Here is a 20,156-nt window from a genome sequence, read left to right on the forward strand (position 1 = left end):
GCCGGGGGCGCTTTCCTGCCCCTCGATCCGGCCCAGCCGAGGGCGCGTCTGGCCGCCCTCCTGCGCGATGCCGGGACCCGCCTGCTGCTGGTGCAGGGCAGCGCCCTCGATGGGCTGGCGCAAGAGGCGGGTATGGGAGAGGCCGGTAGCCTGGACCCCTCCGCCCTCGATCTCGCCTCCGAGCCCGAGACCGCGCCGTCCCGCACGGCCCATCCGGAGCAGCTCGCCTACGTGATCTATACCTCCGGCTCCACAGGGACCCCCAAGGGCGTCGCCGTGGCGCATGGACCCCTGGCCCGGCACGTGCGGGCCACGGGGGCCGTCTACGGCACGAACCGGGAGACGCGCGAACTCCACGTCCTGTCGATGAGCTTCGACGGGGCGCAGGAGNCTGGCCCGGCACGTGCGGGCCACGGGGGCCGTCTACGGCACGAACCGGGAGACGCGCGAACTCCACGTCCTGTCGATGAGCTTCGACGGGGCGCAGGAGCGCTGGATGGTGCCGCTGGCCTTCGGTGGCTGCGTCGTGCTCAAGCCCGACGGATTGTGGACCCCGCGCGAGGCGCTGGACGCCATGGAGCGTCACGGCGTCACCCATGCGGGCTTCCCCACCGCCTACATGCACCAGCTCGCGCTCGAGGCCGCCAGCGGCCCGCGCCCGAGCCGGCGCTCCTATGCGTTCGGCGGCGAGGCCCTGTCGCGGGAGAGCTTCGCGCTGATCGGCCGGGCGCTCGACCCGACGCTGCTGATCAACGGCTACGGCCCCACCGAGACGGTGATCTCGCCCCTCGTCTGGCGGGCGCGGTCCGGGGATGCGGTGGAGGGGGCCTACGCCCCGATCGGCCGGGCGGTGGGGGACCGGCGGGCCTACATTCTCGACGCGGCGTTGCAGCCGGTGCCTGTGGGGGTGACTGGGGAACTGCATCTGGGCGGTGACGGTCTGGCGCGGGGCTATCTCGGCCGGGCCGGGCAGACGGCGGACCGGTTCATCCCCGATCCGTTCCCGGACCTGTCGGGTCGGGACGGCGGCCGGCTCTACCGCACCGGGGATCTGGCGCGCTGGCGGGCGGACGGGACGGTGGAGTATCTCGGGCGGGCCGACGCGCAGGTGAAGCTGCGCGGGTTCCGGATCGAGCTCGGCGAGGTCGAGGCGGCGCTGCTGGCACAGGAGACCGTGGCGGGCGCGGCGGCGGCTTTGCGGCAGGGGCCGGCGGGNGCAGGTGAAGCTGCGCGGGTTCCGGATCGAGCTCGGCGAGGTCGAGGCGGCGCTGCTGGCACAGGAGACCGTGGCGGGCGCGGCGGCGGCTTTGCGGCAGGGCCCGGCGGGTCCGCTGCTGGTGGCCTACGTCGTCACTGCGGCCGGGGCGGAGCTCGACGCGAGCGCGCTCCGGGCCGACCTTGCCCGGCGGTTGCCGGACTACATGGTGCCGAGCCGGATCGTGGCGCTGGATCGGTTGCCGCTGACGCCCAACGGCAAGCTCGACCGCGCGGCCCTGCCGGAGCCTGCGCCGCTGGTCGAGGCGACGGGCGGTCCCTCGCGCCCGCTCACCCCCACCGAGACCGTGGTGGCCGACATCTGGGCCAAGGCCCTCGGCCTCACCGCCATCCCGCCCGACCGGAATTTCTTCGAGGCCGGGGCGAACTCGCTCACCGCCCTGCGCGTGCTCACCGCCCTCGGCACGGCCTTCCCGGAGCGCAGCCCGACCATCGCCGACATCTTCAACAACCAGAGCGTCGAGACCCTGGCCGCCGCGCTCACCGCCGATGCGGTCGGCACCGCGCAGGTGGTGCGCCTGCGGGCGACGGGCGACCGCCCGATGCTCTATTGCTTCCCCGGCCTGATGGTGAACACCCGCGAATACGCGCCCCTGGTCCGCCGCCTCGGGCCGGACCAGCCGGTCACCGGCTTCGTCTGCTACTCGCTGACCGATGCGCGCAAGAGCGTGGTCTCTGTGGAGGACATCGCCGCGCGCTATGCGGAGATCATCGAAAAGGAGAGCGCCGGACGCCCCTGCACCATGCTCGGCTGGTCCTGGGGCGGCGTCCTCGCCTACGAGGCGGCGCGGATGCTGGGTTCGCGCGTCGACCTCAGCTTCGTCGGCATGCTCGACGTCTGCGACATCGATGTGAGTTTCGCCGTCGGCGCCCTGCCGGTGCTGACGCCGGAGCATCGTCGTCGCCTCCAGGAAAATGTCGCGTCCTGGCTGGAGCGCTCGCCGATGCGGGCCGACTGGGAGGACCTGTTCCGGCGCATGGACCCGGAACTCCACGAGCAGTTCCTCGCCTATGTGGCGGCCGCCCCCGATCCGCTGCCCCTTGATGGCCCAGGCGTCGGCAGCAAGGAATACGAACTCTGGACCTTCGTCGACAACACGCTGCTCTATCGCCGCTACCGGGCGGACAGGTTCGATTGTCCGATCCGGGTCTGGCTCGCCGGCAAGTCGGTGGAGCGCGGCCTGAACCACGTGGATTGGGGCCGCTACTCCAACCGGGTGGAACAGGTGACCGTGATCCCCGACGTCACCCACCGGGAGATCGTGGATTCCACGATGTTCCACGACAGTTTCGCGGCCTCGCTGTGAGGGGCGAGACCGCTATCGCGTCATCCTGCGGACGCGTCGCCATGCGAGAACACCATCAGCGTCGGGCTCGCCGCCACGGTGAAGCCGAGGCCGGCATAGAGCCGTTCCACATGGCCGCCGGCCACGCATTGGAGCATCACCGTCTCCGCGCCGGCCTGTCGGGCGCTCGCCATCGCCGCCCGCGTGACCAGGGCGCCGAGGCCGTGCCCGCGCCGCGTCGCGAGGCTGCCGACATTGTAGAGCCCGGCAAGCCAGCCCGCCCGGTAGACCGAGGCGCAGGCCACCGGAACCCCATCCGCGCTCACGGTGAGGTGGCGCGTCTCGACCCCCTCGACGGGCCGGGCATCGCGCAGCACCGGCAGGAAGACCGCCTCGGCGATCGCGTTCACGCCCACATCGTCGTAGAGGCCGCCGCAGACCGACAGGTAGCCCTCGCCGGGAGCCGCCGCCGCCTCCGTCGCGAGGGTCAGCCCCTCCGGCATGACCGGCGCCTGCACGTCCCGGCAATCGCCCAGCATCCAGCGGGTCGGGAAGGCGGCCTGCAAGTCCGGATGGGCGCCGAGCGCGTCCCCGTCCCCGTCTCTGTTCTGGTTGACGAGGAGGGCCGGGAGCCGGCCGCGCCGCGCGGAGGTCGCGCGGACCCAGGCCAGGTCGGTGGTCTCGACGCCGACGTTGAAACCCGGCTCCGGAATCGCGTTCGACCAGAGATAGCGCCCGCCATCAGGCGCGGTTTCGATGTCCGAGACGTAGCAGCCCGCCTGCATCAGGCAATGGGCATTGAGCATCTTGCGAAAATCGACATCGTTCATGCATTCTCCCGTTTCGGCTCGATGGCGGCAAGACCTGGCCCGTCCTGTTTCTGGCCAGAGTCAGGTGCCGGTCGAGTACCGATATGGGAGATCGCCCAGTTTTGTCGACATTTTGTCGATCAATATTTTGTCTTTGACAATGTAGCGATAAAAGGTGGGGTCGAATGTCTTTTTAGACGGAGCGTGTTCGCGCCTGTGCTGACGGCGGGTAAAATTCTTAGCCTGCCTGTTGCGGGCGTCGCGATCACGGAGGCGGGATCGCGACATCGAATCGGTTCTTTGCCGGGTTGCGAAGACACGGCGACAAAAGCGCGGAAAGCATTCTCGATGATGGTCGTTTTTCTATCAACTATAAATAATCGATCCGGTGCGCTTCGATGAAATCAGTCGCCTTGTTTTGCGTTGTGTGTCCGTCCGTCCTCGTTTACAGCCACCAGCCGATCCGCGGCCAGACTTCGCGCCGTCCCGCCATCGTGGAGAACACCCCGTGACAGCCATGGCTTCCGAAGCCCAGGTGCGCCTCGCCGATGCCGGGCGATACATCGCGGACCTGTGCGAGCATTTCCTCGAACACGACATCCCCGTGCTCCACGAGCCGGGACGCGGGCGGGTCGAGTTCGATGTCGGCACCGGCACTCTCGTGGCTGCCGAAGGTCTGCTCGCCCTGAAGGCGGAGGCGACCGACGAGACCTCCCTCGCCGTCGTCAAGTTCATGCTCGCCTCGCATCTCCAGGAGCTTCCCGGCGCCACGGACGCCTCCATCGTCTGGACCGGTGACGGCTGCGCCGACGAGACCATTCCGAGCCTGCGCGAGGTGACGGTTCGGCGCGTGGTCGATCTCACGCCGCATATGCGCCGGATCACCTTCGTCGGCACGGATCTGGCGCGCTACGACGCGTTCGACATGCATGTGCACATCATCATCCCGCCCGAGGGCCATGCGCCGCAATGGCCCGTGCCGGGGATCGACGGCATCCCGGTCTGGCCGCAGGGGGAGAGCGCGCCCTCCATGCGCACCTACACGATCCGCCGTATCGATGTGGCTGCGGGCGAGATCGACATCGACTTCGTCATGCACCATGACGCCGGCCCCGGCGCCTCCTTCGCCAAGCGCGCCAAGGCCGGGGACGTGGTCGGGCTGCTCGGCCCCGGCGGCCGCAGCGCCGGCGCGGCGGAGTGGTATTGTCTCGCCGCCGACGAGACCGGCCTGCCGGCCATCGGCCGCATCCTCGGGCGGCTGCCCGGCCATGTCGGCGGGGTCGCGGTGATCGAGGTCGATGGGCCGGACGACGAGCAGGCGCTCGACCGGCCGGACGGGGTGGAGCTGCGCTGGCTCCACCGCAACGGCGCACCGCCCGGCAAGACCACGCTCCTGGCGGATGCGGTCCGGGCGATCCCGTTCCCGGAGGATCGAACGGTCTTCGCCTGGGCCGGCTCGGAATTCGACGCGTTCAAGGCCCTGCGGGCGCATTGGCGCAAGACCTGTGGCCTCACCCGTGACCAGCATCTCGCCGTGGCCTATTGGCGGCGCGGCGCCGACGAAGACGCCAAGGACGAGGACTGAAGCGTGATGTCAAAGAGCGTCATCCGAGGCGGCATGGCACCATGATGCTCGACCTGTCTCCCCTGCGGGCGAGCCGCGGGTTCCAGCTGCTCTATGCGGCGCGGGCCGCCTCGTTCCTCGCCTTCGGGGTGCTCGGCGTCGCCGTGAGCCTGCAGATGTATGCCCTCACCGCCTCGTCGCTGCAGGTGGCGTTCCTCAACGCCGCCGTCGCGGGATCGATGGCGCTGGCGCTCATCGTCGGCGGCTGGCTCGCCGACAGCTACGACCGCCGCGCGGTCATGGTCTGGTCGCGCACGGCCCATCTCCTCACCATCCTGATCCTCATGGCCAACGCCGCCCTCGCGGCCCCGATGGTCTGGCCGATCTACGCCGCGGCGGTGGTCGGCGGCTCGACCTTCGGCTTCGGCATGCCGGCGATCATGGCCGCCACCCCGGCGCTGGTCGGGCGCGAGCACCTGTCGGGGGCCGCCGCACTCACGGCCGTCGCGGCGCAGGCGGGCGCCATCGCCGGGCCGTTCCTGGCCGGGGCGATCACCGCCGGCGCGGGGCTCGTCGCGTGCTACGGAGTCGTCGCGCTCATCTCCGGCATCACGCCGATCGTGCTCGGGTTCCTGCCCCCCTTGCCGCCGCTCGCCGGCCCCTCCGCCGGAGCGCCCCTTCCCGTGCTCGCCGCCGATGAGGCCGGCTTCATGGGGGGCCTGCGCTATATCGCCCGCTCGCCCCTGGTGCTGAGCCTGCTCCTCGTCGATCTCGTCGCCCTGGTCTTCGCCGTGCCCTACGTGCTGCTGCCCGAACTCGCGACGCACGGGCTCGGCGGAGGGCCCGACAGCATCGGCCTGCTCTATGCCGCCCCTTCGGTCGGTGCTCTCTTCGGCGCCCTGGCCTCGGGCCGGGCCGGCGCGAGCCCGTTCGCCGGGCGCTGGCTGGTGGCCTGCGTGGCGATCTGGGCCTGTGCCTGCATCGCGCTGGGCTTCAGCGAGGGCATGGCTCCCGCCCTGTTCTGCCTTGCCACCCTCGGCGCGGCCGCGAGCCTCGCCGGCATCCTGCGCGCGGCCCTGATCCAGCGCGCGACGCCGGACGCGATGCTCGGCCGGGTGTCGAGCCTGTGGGTGCTGGAGGAGACGATCGGCCCGGCGCTCGGCGGCATGCAGGCGGGCACCACGGCCCATCTCGCCTCGGCGCGGATCGCCATGGCGGCGGGGGGCGGCCTGTGCCTCGCTGCCACCGCCGCCATCGCGGCGCTGACGCCCGCCCTGCGGGATGCGAGCCTCGCTCCTGAGGCCAAGGGCAAGGTCGAGGATCTCGCCCTGGCTGCCGTCGATGTCCGCTAGACGGGCCGTTGTCGGTCTGGCGGCCTGCCTCCTCGTGCTGGCCTGTCTGCCCGCGCGCGCGGAGAAAAAGATGCCCGCCCAGCCGCGCGTCGCGGCCCTCGACTGGAGCGCCGTGGAACTGCTCCTCGGCCTCGGCATCGTGCCGATCGCGGTGACGCAGCCCGAGAACTACAACCGGACCGTGGTGGCGCCGGCGCTCCCCGACGGCGTGGTCGATCTCGGCCTCGTGGTGGAGCCCAACCTCGAAGTGCTGGCGAGCCTGAAGCCGGACCTCATCCTCGCCAACCCGATCCAGGTGGCGACGCAGGGGGCCTTTCTGTCGCGCATCGCCCCGACGGAGGCGGTCTCCATCGCCAATGCCGGGGGCGATCCCTACGAGCGGGCGAAGGCGGAGACGATGCGCATCGCCCTGCGTCTCGGCCGCGTCGATGAGGCCAAAGCCCTGGAGGCACGGACCGAGGCGATCCTCACCGAGGCGGCGGCGAGCGCCTGCCCGGCCGAGAGGCACCCCACCTACCTCGTCTGGATCGTCGACCACCGCAACATCGTGGTCTACGGCCGCACCAGCCTGTTCCAGACCGTGCTCGACCGCCTCCGGATCGCGAATGCCTGGACCGGCGCCAGCAACGCCTCCGGCTTCACGGCGGTGGGGATCGAGCAGCTCGCCATCGGCCCGGCCGATGCCCGCATCGTCCATATCGGGCCGATTCAATCCGACGCGGCCAGGGCGCTGGCCGGCAGCCGGCTCTGGCAGACGTTGCCGCCGGTGCGCGAGCATCATGTCGACGTGGTGGCCCCGGTCTGGTTCTATGGCGGCCTGCCGGCCATCGCGCGTTTCGCCGAGCTGATGACCGGTCTCGCCAAGCGGGATTGCCCCCGTGGCTGAGGTGGATCTGGCCGAGCCCCGCCTCGATGCCCTCGCGCCGCCCCGGTCGCGGATCGGCGGGACGATGCTCCTCATCGGCGCGGTGGCACTCGTGGCCGGGCTCCTCACCCTGCGCACGCTCACCGCCGACATGGCCCTCGGCCCGGCGCTGAAGGCCCTGTGGAGTCCCGACTGGACCGACATCGCCCAGGTGATCCTGCACGAGAGCGTGCTGCCGCGGATCGTCACCGCCTGGCTCGCCGGCGCCGCCCTCGCTCTGTCGGGGGTGGTGCTGCAGCAGGTGCTGCGCAATCCCCTCGCCTCGCCCTCGACGCTGGGCATCTCGGCCGGGGCGCAGCTCGCTCTGGCCCTGGCCTCCCTGTTCGCGCCCGGCCTCTTCTCGCAAGGGCGGGAGGCGGTGGCGCTCTCGGGCTCGGCCCTGGCGGTGCTCGCGGTCTTCGCCCTCGGCCGCGCCAAGGGCTTCGCCCCCCTCGCGCTGCTGCTGGCCGGGCTCGTGATCGAGCTCTATTGCGGGGCGATCCAGACCCTCCTCGTGATCCTGCATCAGGAGCGGCTGTTCGGCCTGTTCGTCTGGGGCGCGGGCTCCCTCGCCATGAACGATTGGAGCGCACCGGCCTATCTCGCGCCCCGCCTCGCGGTGGCCGCTCTTTTGGTCGCGCTGATGGTGCGGCCCCTCGCGGTGCTCGACCTCGACGAGGCGAACGCCAGGAGCCTCGGGCTCTCCCTCGGCCGGGTCCGGTTCCTCGCCGTGGCCGTGGCGGTGGCGCTGGGCGGCTTCGTGGTGGCGGGGGTGGGCGTCATCGGCTTCGTCGGCTTCGCCGCGCCGATCCTCGTCCGCCTCACCGGCACGCGCACCTTGCGCGACCGCCTCGTCGCCGCGCCCCTGCTGGGCGCGGCCCTGATCTGGCTCACCGATTCCGTGGTCCTGGCGCTCGCCCCCATCGCGCAGGTGCCGACGGGGGCGCTGGCCTCCCTCGTCGGCGTGCCGATGCTGCTCTGGCTGCTGCCGCGCCTGCGTGGCGTCGGCGCACTGCATCGCCCGGAGGGCGGCGCCTCGGCCCGGCTCGCGCGGCCATGGCGCCTGGTCCTCGTGGGAGCGGCGTCGCTGGCCCTCCTCGTCTTCGTCGCGCTGACCCTCGGCCGCGACACGGCCGGCTGGCACTGGAGCTTCGGGGCCGGACTCGACGCGCTGCTGCCCTGGCGCCTACCCCGGATCGCCGCCTCGCTCGCGGCCGGCGCGATGCTGGCCATCGCCGGCACCCTGCTGCAGCGGCTTACCGGCAATCCCCTGGCGAGTCCCGAAGTGCTCGGCATCAGCTCCGGGGCCGCCCTCGGCCTCGTTGCCGTCACGATCGTCCTCGGCACGCCTGACCGGACGGCGCTCCTTGGCGCCGGCAGCCTGGGGGCGCTCGCGACCCTCCTGGCGATCCTGAGCCTCGGCCGCCGTGCAGACACCGCGCCCGAGCAGATGCTGCTGGCCGGCATCGGCCTCACCACCGGGTTCGGCGCCCTCCTCACCATCCTGATGATCAGCGGCGATCCTTCCGTGGTCATGCTGCTCGGGTGGACGGCGGGCTCCACGGCGCGTGTGGCGCCGGAGGATGCCGTGGCCGCCCTCGCCATCCTCGCCCTTGGGGCCGCCTGCCTTCCCGTTCTGACCCGCTGGCTCGATCTGCTACCCCTCGGCGCTCCCACCGGCCGCTCGCTGGGGCTCGACCTTCGCCGCAGCCGCCTCGCCATCCTCGTCCTGGCGGCGATCCTCACCACCGCGGCGACCCTGGTGGCGGGGCCGTTGAGCTTCGTCGGCCTCGTGGCGCCTCAGATGGCGCGGTTGACCGGCCTCACCCGCGCGGCGTCGCAGCTCGCCGGTGCGGCGATCGTCGGCGCGCTCATCATGGTCGCGGCGGATTTCGTCGGGCGGATGGCGTTCTTCCCCTACCAGCTCCCCGCCGGATTGGTGGCGACCCTCGTCGGCGGACCGTTCCTGATGTGGCTCCTGGCCCGCCGTTGATCGTCTTTCGGCAAGTTTTTTGCGACGCTTGAATTGAATTGTTCCAAAGAAGGATTGTGTTTCTTAGGCAACGCCGCCGCAACTTTTGTCATTAAATCTCAACTTTGACTTGCTGACAAAGACGCCGTGTGGATTCGTCTTGTCGAGACCCGAGCTTGTTTTTGAATCGTTCTACGCGATGCATCGGCAAGGAAATCTCGTTCTTCACCAATCAGGTCTGCGCCGTATTTCCGACGATCAAGGTCTTCCCTATGTCCGATGGCATGTTGTCCACCTCCGGCCAGTTGTCTCACAAATCCGTGAGTGGCCTGCGCTGTCTGGCCGGCGTCTCCACCGTGGCGATGCTCGCCATGGCCCCCGCCCTGTGGAGTGGGGAGGCCTTCGCCCAAGCCGCGTCGGGCGGCACGGCGGCGGTGCAGCTCGACACCTTGTCGGTGCAGGGCTCCGGAAATGGTTCGGGAGGTGGCAATGGCGGTGGTGTGACGGCCGCCAATTCCTACGTCGTGCCCAGGAGCACGTCGGGAACGAAGACCAATGCGACCCTCCGCGAGATTCCCCAGTCCGTGTCCGTCGTGACGCAGAAGCAACTCGAGGATCGCGGCGCCGAGAACCTCGCGGATGCGCTCGCCTACAGCGCGGGTATCATCGCGTCGCCCCAGGGGCAGGACGGCCGCTTCGACCAGCTGATCATCCGTGGCTTCGACCAGACCCAGCGCGGCATCTACAAGGACGGGATGCGCCTGCCGCAGACGAGCTTCTCCGGCTTCCCGATCGAGCCCTACGGCGTGGAGCGCATCGACGTGCTGCGCGGTCCGACCTCGGGCCTGTTCGGGCTTAACGATCCGGGTGGTCTCGTCAACTTCATCACCAAGAAGCCAACGGTCGAGCCGCTGCGGGAAATCTTCAGTTCCTATGGCAGCTTCAACCGCAAGCAGTTCGGCTTCGACCTGAGCGGCCCGCTCAATCCCGAGAAGACGATCCTCTACCGGATCACCGGCCTGCTGCGCGAAGGCGGCACGCAGGTGGATTACACGCCGCTGGACCGGATCTACATCGCGCCCGCGGTGACCTTCGCGCCTTCGGCCGATACCAGCCTGACAGTGCTCGGCAATTATCAGAGAGACCGCACCGGCGACACGTTCCGCGCCATCCCGCGCGAATACACCCGGGGCAGCAGTCCCTATAAATCGGAGATGCGCAGCCGCTTCCTCGGGGAGCCGGGCTTCTCGCGCTTCCTCGCCGAGCATTTCGAGGGCGGCTACCAGTTCTCCCACCGGTTCGACGACCATTGGACCGTGCGCCAGAACCTGCGCTACGCCCATGCCTCGACCGACTACAACGCGATCTATTCCACGAGCGTCACCAATTCGGCGATGCCCAACATCGTAAACCGCGAGGCTCAGACCTGGCTCGAAGACTACGGCGTCTTCACCGTCGATACCCAGATTCAGCACGATGCGCAGTTCGGTGACATCAAGAACACCGCGTTGCTCGGGGTCGATTACAGCAAGATCAAGAACAAGAGTGACCAGTTCGGCGGTACGAGCTTCGGCCTACTCGGAGTCGGTCCATTCGTCGGCCCGCTCAACATTCTCAACCCTGTCTACGGCCAGCCCGTCGCCCAGCTTCCGCGTTCCCTCCTGTCACGGTTGCAACAGGACCAAGTGGGCGTTTACGCGCAGGATCAGGTCAAATTCTACGATCACTGGCTGCTCAGCATGAACGCCCGCTACGATTGGGTGACGACGAAGACCGACGCCCAGAACCCGGTCATCGACACCGTGCGCCAAATGCTCAACGCCATCCCGTTCCCGAACGGGATTCCCACGAGCTTCGGTGCGAACCAGGACGCGCAATCCTATAGCGGCCGCGTCGGGCTCTCGTATCTCTTCGATAACGGCCTGACGCCCTATGTCTCGGCGGCCCGCTCGTTCAACGTGCTACCGGTCTTCCTTCAGACCAGCACGAGCATGGACGTGCCCGGCATCGGTCCGGTGCCACTGACCTACAACATCACGCCGGCCAAGCCCGAGATCGGCGAGACCATCGAGGCCGGCGTCAAGTTCCAGCCGCCGGGCCAGGCTACATCGATCCTCTTCTCCGTGTTCAACACAAAGAAGACCAACGCCCTGTTCTTCAATCCCAGCGATCCGTTGCAGCAGGCCTTCTACCAGAACGGTGAAGTCGAGGTGAAGGGCTTCGAGAGTGAAGCCACCGTCGACCTCCTCGACGGCTTGAAGCTCATCTCGTCGCTCACGGTCCTGCAGGCCGAAGTGACAAAGGACAATGCGCCTGATGGCAATCCCAGCGCGGTCGGGAAGCGGCCGATACAGGTGCCGAACTTCACCGCCGCAACCTGGCTCGATTACACGATCCAGACCGGCATGTTCCGCGGGCTCGGGATCGGCGGCGGTGTCCGCTACATCGGGGAATCGTTTGGCGATCCCCAGAACAACATCCGCGTGCCGGATTACGTCCTCTTCGACGCGTCGCTCCGGTACACCTACGAGAACTGGCGCTTCCAGGTGGCAGCGAACAACATCACGGACCGCGTCTATGTCGGCACCTGCTCGCAACAGGTCAGATTCGTCGGCTGCAATTACGGCGAAGGCCGCCGCATCACCGGCTCCGTCACCTACCGCTGGTAGGCGACGCGCATCCGATGAGATCGGCCCCGGATCGAAAGATCCGGGGCTTTTCTTTTGGGCTGTTGCCGTGACGTCGTTGACGCGGTCTCCCGGCCTCGACTAGCTTGAGCGTGACGGTTCCTCTTCGGGGGATCAAAAGGGAACGCGGTGAGGACCTTGTGTCCGATGCCGCGGCTGCCCCCGCAACTGTAAGCGGCGAGTCCTTCATCAACACGTCACTGGGTGATCACCTGGGAAGACGATGAGAGGGCGGCGACCCGCGAGCCAGGAGACCTGCCGTCAGTCGTGGTCACACGCGAAACGCATCGGGCGGGGTGTCCTGGTGGGGTGTCGGGGCGTTCGCATGTCGCGAATGCATCGGCTTCGTTCGCGGTGACGTGCCACTGCGCTGAGCCGCGCCTGCCGTCTGCCTGCGATGCCCGATCGTTCCCGTTCCTTCCGTTACAGAATCGCTCCTCAGGATGCCTTCGGCGAGACCGTCCGGTCCCGCACGCAGGCATTTTGCCCGGTCTGCTGCATTGTAACGTTATAACATACGATTTAGCAGAGGGGGCGCGGCATTCGGCCAGCGATCACTCCGGTTTGCCAAAACGAACATGCCCAGACAGGTCACCCACCGCGCGCCCGGGCGGACATCCCCGGCCCGCGCCACCGCTTTCCTCGCGTCGCTCTTCGGCTCGACCCTGCTCGCCGGTCAGGTCCGGGCACAGGATTCCGTCAGCCAGAATGCCGTCACCCTCGACCAGCTCACCGTGGAGGGGAGCGGGGTCGGCTTCACCCGCGCCAACCCGGTCGGGCTCAACCTCTCGACCCCTTCCCGCAGCGCCAGTCGCCTCGGCCTGACGCCGCTGGAGACGCCCGCCAGCATCGACGTCATCAGCGGCGAGACCGCCCGTATCCGGGGCCAGAACACGGTGGTCGAGGCGGTGACGCAGAACGCCACCGGCATCACCACCATCGCCTCACCCGGCAATGGCAACGGCGCCTTCTCCAGCCGGGGCTTCGCCGGGCCGAACTCGATCCAGCAACTCTATGACGGCACGCGGCTGTTCGTGGGAGCCGGTACCGTGACCTTCCCATTCGATACCTGGAACGTGGAGCGGATCGAGGTGCTGCGCGGCCCGGCCTCCGTGCTCTACGGCGACGGCGCCATCGGCGGCGTGGTCAACGTGGTCTCGAAGAAGCCGAGCTTCACGCCGATCCATGCCGCCCGCGCCGCCACCGGGTCGGACGGGCTCGCGCGCCTCGCCGTCGATCTCGGCGGTCCCATCGGCGATGCGGTGGCCTACCGCCTCAATGTCAGCGGCAACCGCGATGGCGGCTGGACCAGCCCGAACGGGGATTTCCGCAACCTCGCGGTCTCGGGCGCGCTGCTGTTCCAGCTGAACCCCGATCTCGCGGTGACCCTCAGCCACGATCTCGGCTACCAGGAGCCCGCCCGCTACTGGGGCACGCCGCTGGTCGATGGCCGGATCGTCCAGTCCCTGCGCAACAACAACTACAATGTCGACGGCGCGAAGGTCATCTGGTCCGACAACTGGACCCAGCTCAAGACCGAGTGGACGCCGAGCGCCGACATCACCATCCGCAACACCGCCTACCGGCTGCAGAGCCGCCGCCACTGGCTCGATGTCGAGCAATACAGCTTCAATCGCGGCACGGGCCTCATCGACCGGTCCAGCTATACCGAAATCTACCACCAACAGGAGCAGGTCGGGAACCGCTTCGACGCGGCCTTCAAGGGCAACGTGTTCGGCTTCCGCAACGAGTTCGCCATCGGATTCGACGTGAACCACGTGGATTTCCGCCACACCAACAACTTCTCCAGCGCGGGCAGCAGCCTCGTCACCAGCGTCGATCCGTACAATTACGATCCGGGCCTGTTCCCGGCCAATGGCCGCGCCAGCCCGGCCTATGCCACCAGCACCAACCAAGCCTCGGTCTTCGCCGAGAACCGGCTGATCCTGAGCGACCAGCTCTCCTTCCTCACCGGCGTGCGTTTCGACGCGCCGACCCTGCACCGGCGCAACCTGCAGACCGGCGACACCTTCGCCCGCTCGTTCGAGGCCCTGAGTTACCGGTTCGGCCTCGTCTACAACCCGACGCCGGATTCGGCCCTCTACGTGCAATACGCCACCGCCACCGATCCGGTGGGGAGCCTCATCAGCCTGTCGCAATCGAACGCCAATTTCGACCTCTCCACCGGCGAGCAGATCGAGGTCGGGGCCAAGGGCCTCGCGCTGAACGGCGCCCTTGAATGGACGCTCGCCGGCTATCGCATCGTCAAGGACAAGCTGATCTCGGCGGTGCCGGGCCAGCCCAATGTCTCGACCCAGGTCGGCCGGCAATCCTCGCACGGGGTGGAGGGGGCGCTCGCCCTGCGCCTGCCCGATGGCTGGCGCATCGACGCCAACCTCGCTCTGCTCCACGCGCAATACGACGAGTTCCGGGAGGGGGCGGTGTCCTATGCGGGCAACCAGCCCATCGACGTGCCCGAGCGCGTCGCCAATGTCTGGCTCAATTGGGCCTTCGCCCGTGACTGGGAGGCGCGCATCGGGCTCCAGAATGTCGGCCGGGTCTTCAGCGACTTCTCCAATACCGCGCCGCGGCCCGACTACACCCTCGCCCATCTCGGCCTCGACCATCAGGTCACCCCGGCCTCGCGCCTGAGCCTCCGCGTCTACAACCTGTTCGATAAGACCTACGCGATCAGCGGCAACGCCGTGGACGGCATCGGCACCAATTGGATCCTCGGGCGACCGCGCTCGTTCGAGGTGGCCTACAGCGTCGCGTGGTGAGCCTGCTGAAACGAGGGAAGCGGTGGCTGGTCCTCGGCCACCGCTGGCTCGGCATCGCCACCGGGCTGCTCTTCGCCCTCTGGATCGGCTCCGGGCTGGTGATGCTCTACGTGCCGTTCCCGAGCTTGACGGAGACGGAGCGTCTCGCGCGTCTTCGCCCGATGGCGTGGGAGGCGGTCGCGGTCTCGCCTGACGAGGCCCTGGCCGCCGCCGGGCTGCAGGGCATGCCCCGCAGCCTCGATCTGGAGATGCGCGGGGACGAGCCTTTCTACCGGATGTCGGCCAGCGACGGCCGCCGCATCACTCTCTCGGCGCGAACCGGCGCGCCGGCCGGGCTGGTCGATGCCGAGGCGGCCCGGCGCCTCACCGGGGCCGGTCCCGGCGCGTCCGTGGAGGAGGTCGAGCGCGACCAATGGACGGTGACGGCGCGCTATGATCCGCTCCGCCCGTTCCACAAGGTCGCGTTGAACGACGCGGCCGGCACGGAGCTCTACGTCTCGGAAAGGACGGGCGAGATCGTGCTCGACACGACGCGGTTCGAGCGCGGCTGGAACTGGGTCGGCGCCGTCACCCATTGGGTCTATCTCACGCCGCTGCGCGCCCGCGCCGACCTCTGGCGCGATGTAGTGCTGTGGCTCTCCGGCATCGCCGCGTTCACGGCGCTCAGCGGCCTCGTCCTGGGGATCTGGCGCCTGCGCCTGAGGCGGCGCTACGCAGGAGGACGCGTCACGCCCTATCGCGGGATGGCGCGATGGCACCACCTCGCCGGGCTCATCGGCGGGATCGGGCTCACCATCTTCATCCTCAGCGGCTGGCTCTCCATGAACCCGAACCGCTGGTTCACCTCCCTCGCGCCGCCCGCCGACCTGCGCGAGGCTTATGCCGGGGCGGACAGCCCCATCGGCCTCACGACCGAAAGCCTCCGCGAGATCGGCGCGCATGCTCCTCTCGGCCTGCATCTCGCGCGGATCGGCGGGCACTGGGTCGCGACGGGGCTCGACCGCACCGGCGGCCGGGTGATCGGAGACGCACCCTCGACCGCCCGGATCGCGGCGGCGGCCGGTCTCGCCATGGCGGGTGCGAGGCTGGAAGGCGTCGAGCGCCTCGACACCCACGATCTCTACTGGTCGCCGCTCACGAGCGGGACGCTCCCCATCCTGCGCCTGCGCTTCGCCGACCCGGCCGCCACCTGGCTTCACGTCGATCCGCAGAGCGGCGAGATCTTGAACCGGCTCGACCGTTCGGGCCGTGTCAACCGCTGGCTGTTCACGGCGCTCCACCGCCTTGACCTGCCGGTCCTCGTCGGCCACCCGCCGGCGAGAGATGCGGTGCAATGGCTGCTGAACCTGCTCGCCGGAGCCCTCGTGACGACGGGGCTCGTCATCGGCTGGCGGCGCATCGGCCTAAAGGCTGGTGCGCATTCCCCTCTCCCCGCGCGCGGGGAGAGGGCCGCGACGACCCCGTCGTCGGCACGGCGAGGCGGCAGCCGAGGGTGAGGGGGCGCGGCCGAAGGAGCCCTACCCGGAGAGACCCTCTCACCCTCGCCCTGGCGGGCTCACGTCGCCTCCCGGCATGGGGAGGACGACGTCCTCTCCCCGCCTAGCGGGGAGAGGGGGACCAGCCTCTTTTGAATAGGGACGTGACCTCAGACTGTTGGACCCGAAGGCCGGCGCGCATTCCCCTCTCTCCGCGCGCGGGGAGAGGGCCGCGACGACCCCGTCGTCGGCGCGGCGAGGCGGCAGCCGAGGGTGAGGGGGCTTGGCCGAAGGAGCCGCATCCGGAGATACCCCCTCACCCTCGCCCTGGCGGGCTCACGTCGCCTCCCGACGAGGGGAGGACGACGTCCTCTCCCCGCCCGGCGGGGAGAGGGGAAGGGCGTGTGCCTTACTGCTGCTGGGCCTGCTGCGACTGGCGCATGAAGGTGTCGGGCGTGCCGGTGCCGTCCGAGACGAAGCGGATGTCGCGCGGTTCGCGGCGGGGTGTGTCGACGGAGAGGAACACCATCGGCTCCTCCAGGATCTCCGGCACCGAATGCACCACGCCGCGCTGGAACATCACCAGCTTGCCCGGCCCGACCTCCACCGCCGGCTCGTCGGCGAACTTCATCATGCAGCGGCCGGAGAGCACGTAGAGATACTCGTCGCAGGAGGCGTGGCTGTGCGGCGGGGTCGGCGAATAGACCCGGAACACCCGCGCGCTCGCCGCCGGCTGATCGACGAACCGATGGTCGGCCACCATGGTGGAACAAGCCTCGGGCAGGGCCGCCACGGCGGCGGCGACGTCGAACACCGCATGGGCGGCGGTGCTGGTGGGGGAAGGGTCCTGGCTCATCGCTCGTCCTGGCTCGGGGGCTCTGCCTCTGATGCCCCATCGTAACCGGTTTTCCGGCCGCCCTCAAAAACGGTGGCGGAGGGAGGCCCGCGTCGGCGGCCTTTTCCGTGTCGGCGAAGCATCGAGCGTCGAACGCGGATGACCGGCCGATCCGGTCGCCGGACACGGCCGTTTGTCACCGGCCGACGGCACGGTCTCAGGCCACCGGCTCTTTCGCGGCACGGGCGAACCGGAGCGCATCCGGCGCCGAGAGCGGTCGGCCTAACAGATAGCCCTGAGCTTCCGTGAAGCCCTCCCGGCGCACATGGGCGAGCTGTGCCTCGTCCTCCACACCCTCGGCGGTGATGCGCGCGCCGAGCCTCTCGGCGAGGCCCACGACGGCGCGCACGATCGCGGCCGTATCGGAGTCGCCGATCTCGTGGATGAAGGAGCGATCGATCTTGATCTTGTCGAACGGGAATCGCCGCAGGTAGCTCAAGGACGAGAAGCCGGTGCCGAAATCGTCGAGGGCGATGTGCACGCCGAGCCGGCGCAGCCGATGCAGGCACGCGATCGCGCTCTCCGTGTCACCCATCAGCACGCTCTCGGTGATCTCCAGTTCGAGCCGATGCGGCGGCAGGCCGGACGCCGTCAGCGCCATCACGATGGCATGTTCCAGGCCGAGTTCGGCGAATTGCACGGTGGAGGCGTTGACGGCGACCTTGAGCTCGCCCGGCCATTCCATCGCTTCGCAACAGGCTTCCTTCAGAGCCCAGGCGCCCAACGGCACCACCAGGCCGATTTCCTCGGCCAAGGGAATGAATTCGCTGGGGGAGACGAAGCCCCGCGTGGGATTTTTCCAGCGCATGAGCGCCTCGAAGCCGCTGAGCACGTCATTTTCGAGCGCGATGATCGGCTGGTAGAACAGCTCGAATTCCCCCAGCCGGACGGCTTCGCGCAGGTCCAGTTCCAGTGCGTTGCGCTCGGCTATCGCCGCATCCATGTCGGGCTCGTAGTAGCGGTACGTGCTCCGACCGGCGGCCTTGGCACGGTAGAGCGCGATGTCGGCATTCTTGAACAGCTGATCGGGGTTGCGGCCGTCCTGGGGCCCGACCGCGATGCCGATGCTGATCCCGACGCTGACCGTGCGGCCCTCGAGATCGAAGGGCAGCTTCACCGCGTCGATGACATGCTGGGCCGTGGTGCTGGCGTTCTGCGGACGGTCGAGTCCCCTCAGGACGATGGCGAATTCGTCACCGCCGAGCCGCGCGACAGTGTCTCCCTCCCGGATCGACGCCTTGAGCCGATCGGCGACCTTGCGCAGGAGGCTGTCGCCCGCCGGGTGGCCCATACTGTCGTTCACGGACTTGAATCGGTCGAGATCGCAAGCCAGCACCGCGAAGAAATGTCCGCGCCGTTCCGCGCTCACCATCTCGCGGTCCAGGCGGTCCCAGAACAGGGTCCGGTTGGGCAATCCGGTGAGCGCGTCGTACAGCGCCAGATACTCGATCTGCTGCTCCGCCTGCTTGCGCGCGGCGATGTCGATATGCGTGCCGACGATGCGCAGCGGAGCCCCCGTGGCATCGCGCGTGACGACTTTGCCGCGCGACAGGACCCAGGTGTAGGCACCGCTCTTGGTACGGACGCGCTGCTCGCATTCGTAGATCGGCGTCTTCCCGTCGATGTGGTCGGTCAGCAGCCGGCGCGCGCGCTCGACGTCGTCGGGGTGCGTGAGACGCCGCCACGAGCGCAGATGACCCTCGATCTCGCCCGGCTCGTAGCCGATCATCGTCTGCCAGCGATCGGAGAACCAGACCTTTCCCGTCGCGACCTCCCAGTCCCAAAGACCGTCGCTGCCGCTGTCGAGGGCGAGCGCGAGGCGCTCTTCGCTGATCCGCAGCGCGGTCTCGGCTGCCATTCGGTCGGTGACGTCACGCAGGGACGCGACATAGCCCGTCGGAGCGGCCCCGTCCGCCGATCGGGTGAGCTTGAACGACGCTTCGATCCACACCCAGCGTCCGTCCTTGTGACGGTAGCGCTGCCTCGTGACGGGCCTGTCGATCCGACCTTGAACCAGGTCGGCGAGCACCTGCTCATAGGCCGGACGATCGTCCGGATGGACGGTGTCCAGAGGCTGCGTTCCGATGAGTTCCTCCGGATCGCGCCCCAGAACCTGAAAGGCGGCGGGCGATACATAGCGGCGCGTCGTGTCGAGATCTGACCGGACGATCACATCGGTCGTGTTCTCGGCGAGCAGACGATAGGCGGCCTCGCTGGTGCGCAAGGCCCGATTGGCCAGGCGCATGCGATCGGCGAACAGGGCGAGCACGGCAAAGCCCAGGATCGCGAGCATGATCGCGGCGATGCCGGAGGCGAGCGCGAGACGCGGCAGGCTCGACGCCGAAGTCGGTTGCGTCTGGTCGGGGGTGATCTGCAGCGCGCCCATCGCGGTGAAATGCAGTCCTGCGATCGCGGCGGTCAGAAGTGTCGCGGCGATGGCGTTCGGGTATCTCAGCTCCCGATGCCGGAAGGCGACGAGCGCGGCCGCGGACAGGCCACAGCCGATCAGCACCGATACGACGACGAGCGTGCGGTCCCAGGTAAAGGTCCCGGGGACTTCGATGCTCGCCATGCCGAGAAAGTGCATGGCCGCCACGCCCAGCCCGAGAACGATCCCGGCGCCTGCCGCCATGGCCGAACTCGTCGCCCGGCGTTCGAGCGTCAGGGCGATCCCGGATGCCAGGATCGCCACGACCAGGGACAGCAGCGTCAGGCGGGTATTGTAGCCGACGACGATTCCGGGGTCGTAACCGAGCATGCCGATGAAATGCGTGCTCCACACCCCGGATCCCGCAGAAAAGCCCGCCGCTAGCAGCCACGCCCAAGGTTCCAAATCCCGGCTCTTAGTCGATTGGCGGGCGAGCCGTAGGGCGGTATGGCTCGATACCCAGCAAACGATAGCAGCAAGGGGCAAGACCCAGCCGTCATGCTGCTCGCCGAGGCAGACAAGGGCGCGGTACATCAACGAATACCTTGTGGCTTTTCGATTTCTACGTTGCAGACATGTGGCTTAATAAAGCTGAACCTTTTTCGGAAAACTTGATTCGGTTGGTGTCGTGCCATGAACGACCGCTTTTCCGGATTCGGACACGCGCTCGCGGCGATGTGGAATGAGCCGTGCCTCGATTCCGGGCCGATCGTGAACCGGACTGCGCCG

The 20,156-nt window shown here is 68.7% G+C and carries 12 protein-coding genes, 1 pseudogene and 1 riboswitch; of the genes and pseudogenes, 10 read left to right on the forward strand and 3 right to left on the reverse strand.

The window, feature by feature from the left end; translation table 11 throughout:
• The 3 genes and pseudogenes from ASF34_RS23260 to ASF34_RS17685 all read left to right on the forward strand — a co-directional run.
• Nucleotides 1-390 (forward strand): AMP-binding protein (locus tag ASF34_RS23260; protein WP_210166716.1); only part of this gene is annotated, 390 nt, incomplete at both ends.
• Nucleotides 391-478: 88 nt separating this feature from the next.
• Nucleotides 479-1,215, forward strand: a pseudogene (locus ASF34_RS23265) (AMP-binding protein); the annotation flags it as partial.
• Nucleotides 1,216-1,286: 71 nt separating this feature from the next.
• A complete protein-coding gene (locus tag ASF34_RS17685) occupies nt 1,287-2,582 on the forward strand; it encodes an alpha/beta fold hydrolase (RefSeq protein ID WP_244479050.1) in 1,296 nt (431 codons plus the stop codon).
• 20 nt (nt 2,583-2,602) lie between these two features.
• Here ASF34_RS17685 and ASF34_RS17690 read toward each other — a convergent pair whose 3' ends face one another.
• Nucleotides 2,603-3,391 (reverse strand): GNAT family N-acetyltransferase, encoded by a 789-nt coding sequence (locus ASF34_RS17690; protein ID WP_056163015.1) that lies wholly within the window; start codon nt 3,389-3,391, stop codon nt 2,603-2,605.
• A 496-nt stretch (nt 3,392-3,887) separates the two neighbouring features.
• On the opposite strand from ASF34_RS17690, the gene ASF34_RS17695 reads away from it, so the two are divergent.
• From ASF34_RS17695 to ASF34_RS17725, 7 genes are all read left to right on the forward strand, one after another.
• Complete coding sequence (locus ASF34_RS17695) at nt 3,888-4,955, forward strand: siderophore-interacting protein (RefSeq protein WP_056163018.1); 1,068 nt, start codon at nt 3,888-3,890, stop codon at nt 4,953-4,955.
• 41 nt (nt 4,956-4,996) lie between these two features.
• Nucleotides 4,997-6,286, forward strand: a complete 1,290-nt coding sequence (locus ASF34_RS17700; RefSeq protein ID WP_018045644.1) for an MFS transporter — start codon at nt 4,997-4,999, stop codon at nt 6,284-6,286.
• A 70-nt stretch (nt 6,287-6,356) separates the two neighbouring features.
• Nucleotides 6,357-7,172 (forward strand): ABC transporter substrate-binding protein, encoded by an 816-nt coding sequence (locus tag ASF34_RS17705; protein WP_244479035.1) that lies wholly within the window; start codon nt 6,357-6,359, stop codon nt 7,170-7,172.
• Entirely contained in the window at nt 7,165-9,183 is a 2,019-nt protein-coding gene (gene fhuB / locus ASF34_RS17710; RefSeq protein WP_056163024.1) for a Fe(3+)-hydroxamate ABC transporter permease FhuB, read from the forward strand. The genes ASF34_RS17705 and fhuB overlap by 8 nt, the downstream gene beginning before the upstream one ends.
• A gap of 263 nt (nt 9,184-9,446) precedes the next feature.
• Complete coding sequence (locus ASF34_RS17715) at nt 9,447-11,831, forward strand: TonB-dependent siderophore receptor (protein WP_244479036.1); 2,385 nt, start codon at nt 9,447-9,449, stop codon at nt 11,829-11,831.
• A gap of 97 nt (nt 11,832-11,928) precedes the next feature.
• A riboswitch (cobalamin riboswitch) is annotated at nt 11,929-12,126 on the forward strand.
• A gap of 301 nt (nt 12,127-12,427) precedes the next feature.
• Nucleotides 12,428-14,629: a TonB-dependent receptor gene (locus ASF34_RS17720; RefSeq protein WP_056163031.1), complete on the forward strand. Its 2,202-nt coding sequence runs from the start codon at nt 12,428-12,430 to the stop codon at nt 14,627-14,629.
• Entirely contained in the window at nt 14,623-16,125 is a 1,503-nt protein-coding gene (locus ASF34_RS17725; protein WP_056163034.1) for a PepSY domain-containing protein, read from the forward strand. The genes ASF34_RS17720 and ASF34_RS17725 overlap by 7 nt, the downstream gene beginning before the upstream one ends.
• Nucleotides 16,126-16,513: 388 nt before the next feature.
• On the opposite strand, the gene ASF34_RS17730 is transcribed toward ASF34_RS17725, so the two are convergent.
• A complete protein-coding gene (locus ASF34_RS17730) occupies nt 16,514-16,960 on the reverse strand; it encodes a cupin domain-containing protein (protein WP_056163037.1) in 447 nt (148 codons plus the stop codon).
• Between the two features lie 196 nt (nt 16,961-17,156).
• Nucleotides 17,157-19,781, reverse strand: coding sequence for a bifunctional diguanylate cyclase/phosphodiesterase (locus tag ASF34_RS17735; RefSeq protein ID WP_018045637.1), 2,625 nt, complete (start codon nt 19,779-19,781; stop codon nt 17,157-17,159).
• Between the last annotated feature and the right edge of the window lie 375 nt (nt 19,782-20,156).

The organism is Methylobacterium sp. Leaf106, from assembly GCF_001422895.1.
Classification (GTDB): domain Bacteria; phylum Pseudomonadota; class Alphaproteobacteria; order Rhizobiales; family Beijerinckiaceae; genus Methylobacterium; species Methylobacterium bullatum.

Bases quoted from the DNA above. Each gene is read 5' to 3' on its own strand.
- ASF34_RS17690 (WP_056163015.1), bottom strand. From the start codon at position 3,391: ATGAACGATGTCGATTTTCGCAAGATGCTCAATGCCCATTGCCTGATG.
- ASF34_RS17695 (WP_056163018.1), top strand. From the start codon at position 3,888: ATGGCTTCCGAAGCCCAGGTGCGCCTCGCCGATGCCGGGCGATACATC.
- ASF34_RS17700 (WP_018045644.1), top strand. From the start codon at position 4,997: ATGATGCTCGACCTGTCTCCCCTGCGGGCGAGCCGCGGGTTCCAGCTG.
- ASF34_RS17705 (WP_244479035.1), top strand. From the start codon at position 6,357: ATGCCCGCCCAGCCGCGCGTCGCGGCCCTCGACTGGAGCGCCGTGGAA.
- ASF34_RS17715 (WP_244479036.1), top strand. From the start codon at position 9,447: ATGTTGTCCACCTCCGGCCAGTTGTCTCACAAATCCGTGAGTGGCCTG.
- ASF34_RS17720 (WP_056163031.1), top strand. From the start codon at position 12,428: ATGCCCAGACAGGTCACCCACCGCGCGCCCGGGCGGACATCCCCGGCC.
- ASF34_RS17730 (WP_056163037.1), bottom strand. From the start codon at position 16,960: ATGAGCCAGGACCCTTCCCCCACCAGCACCGCCGCCCATGCGGTGTTC.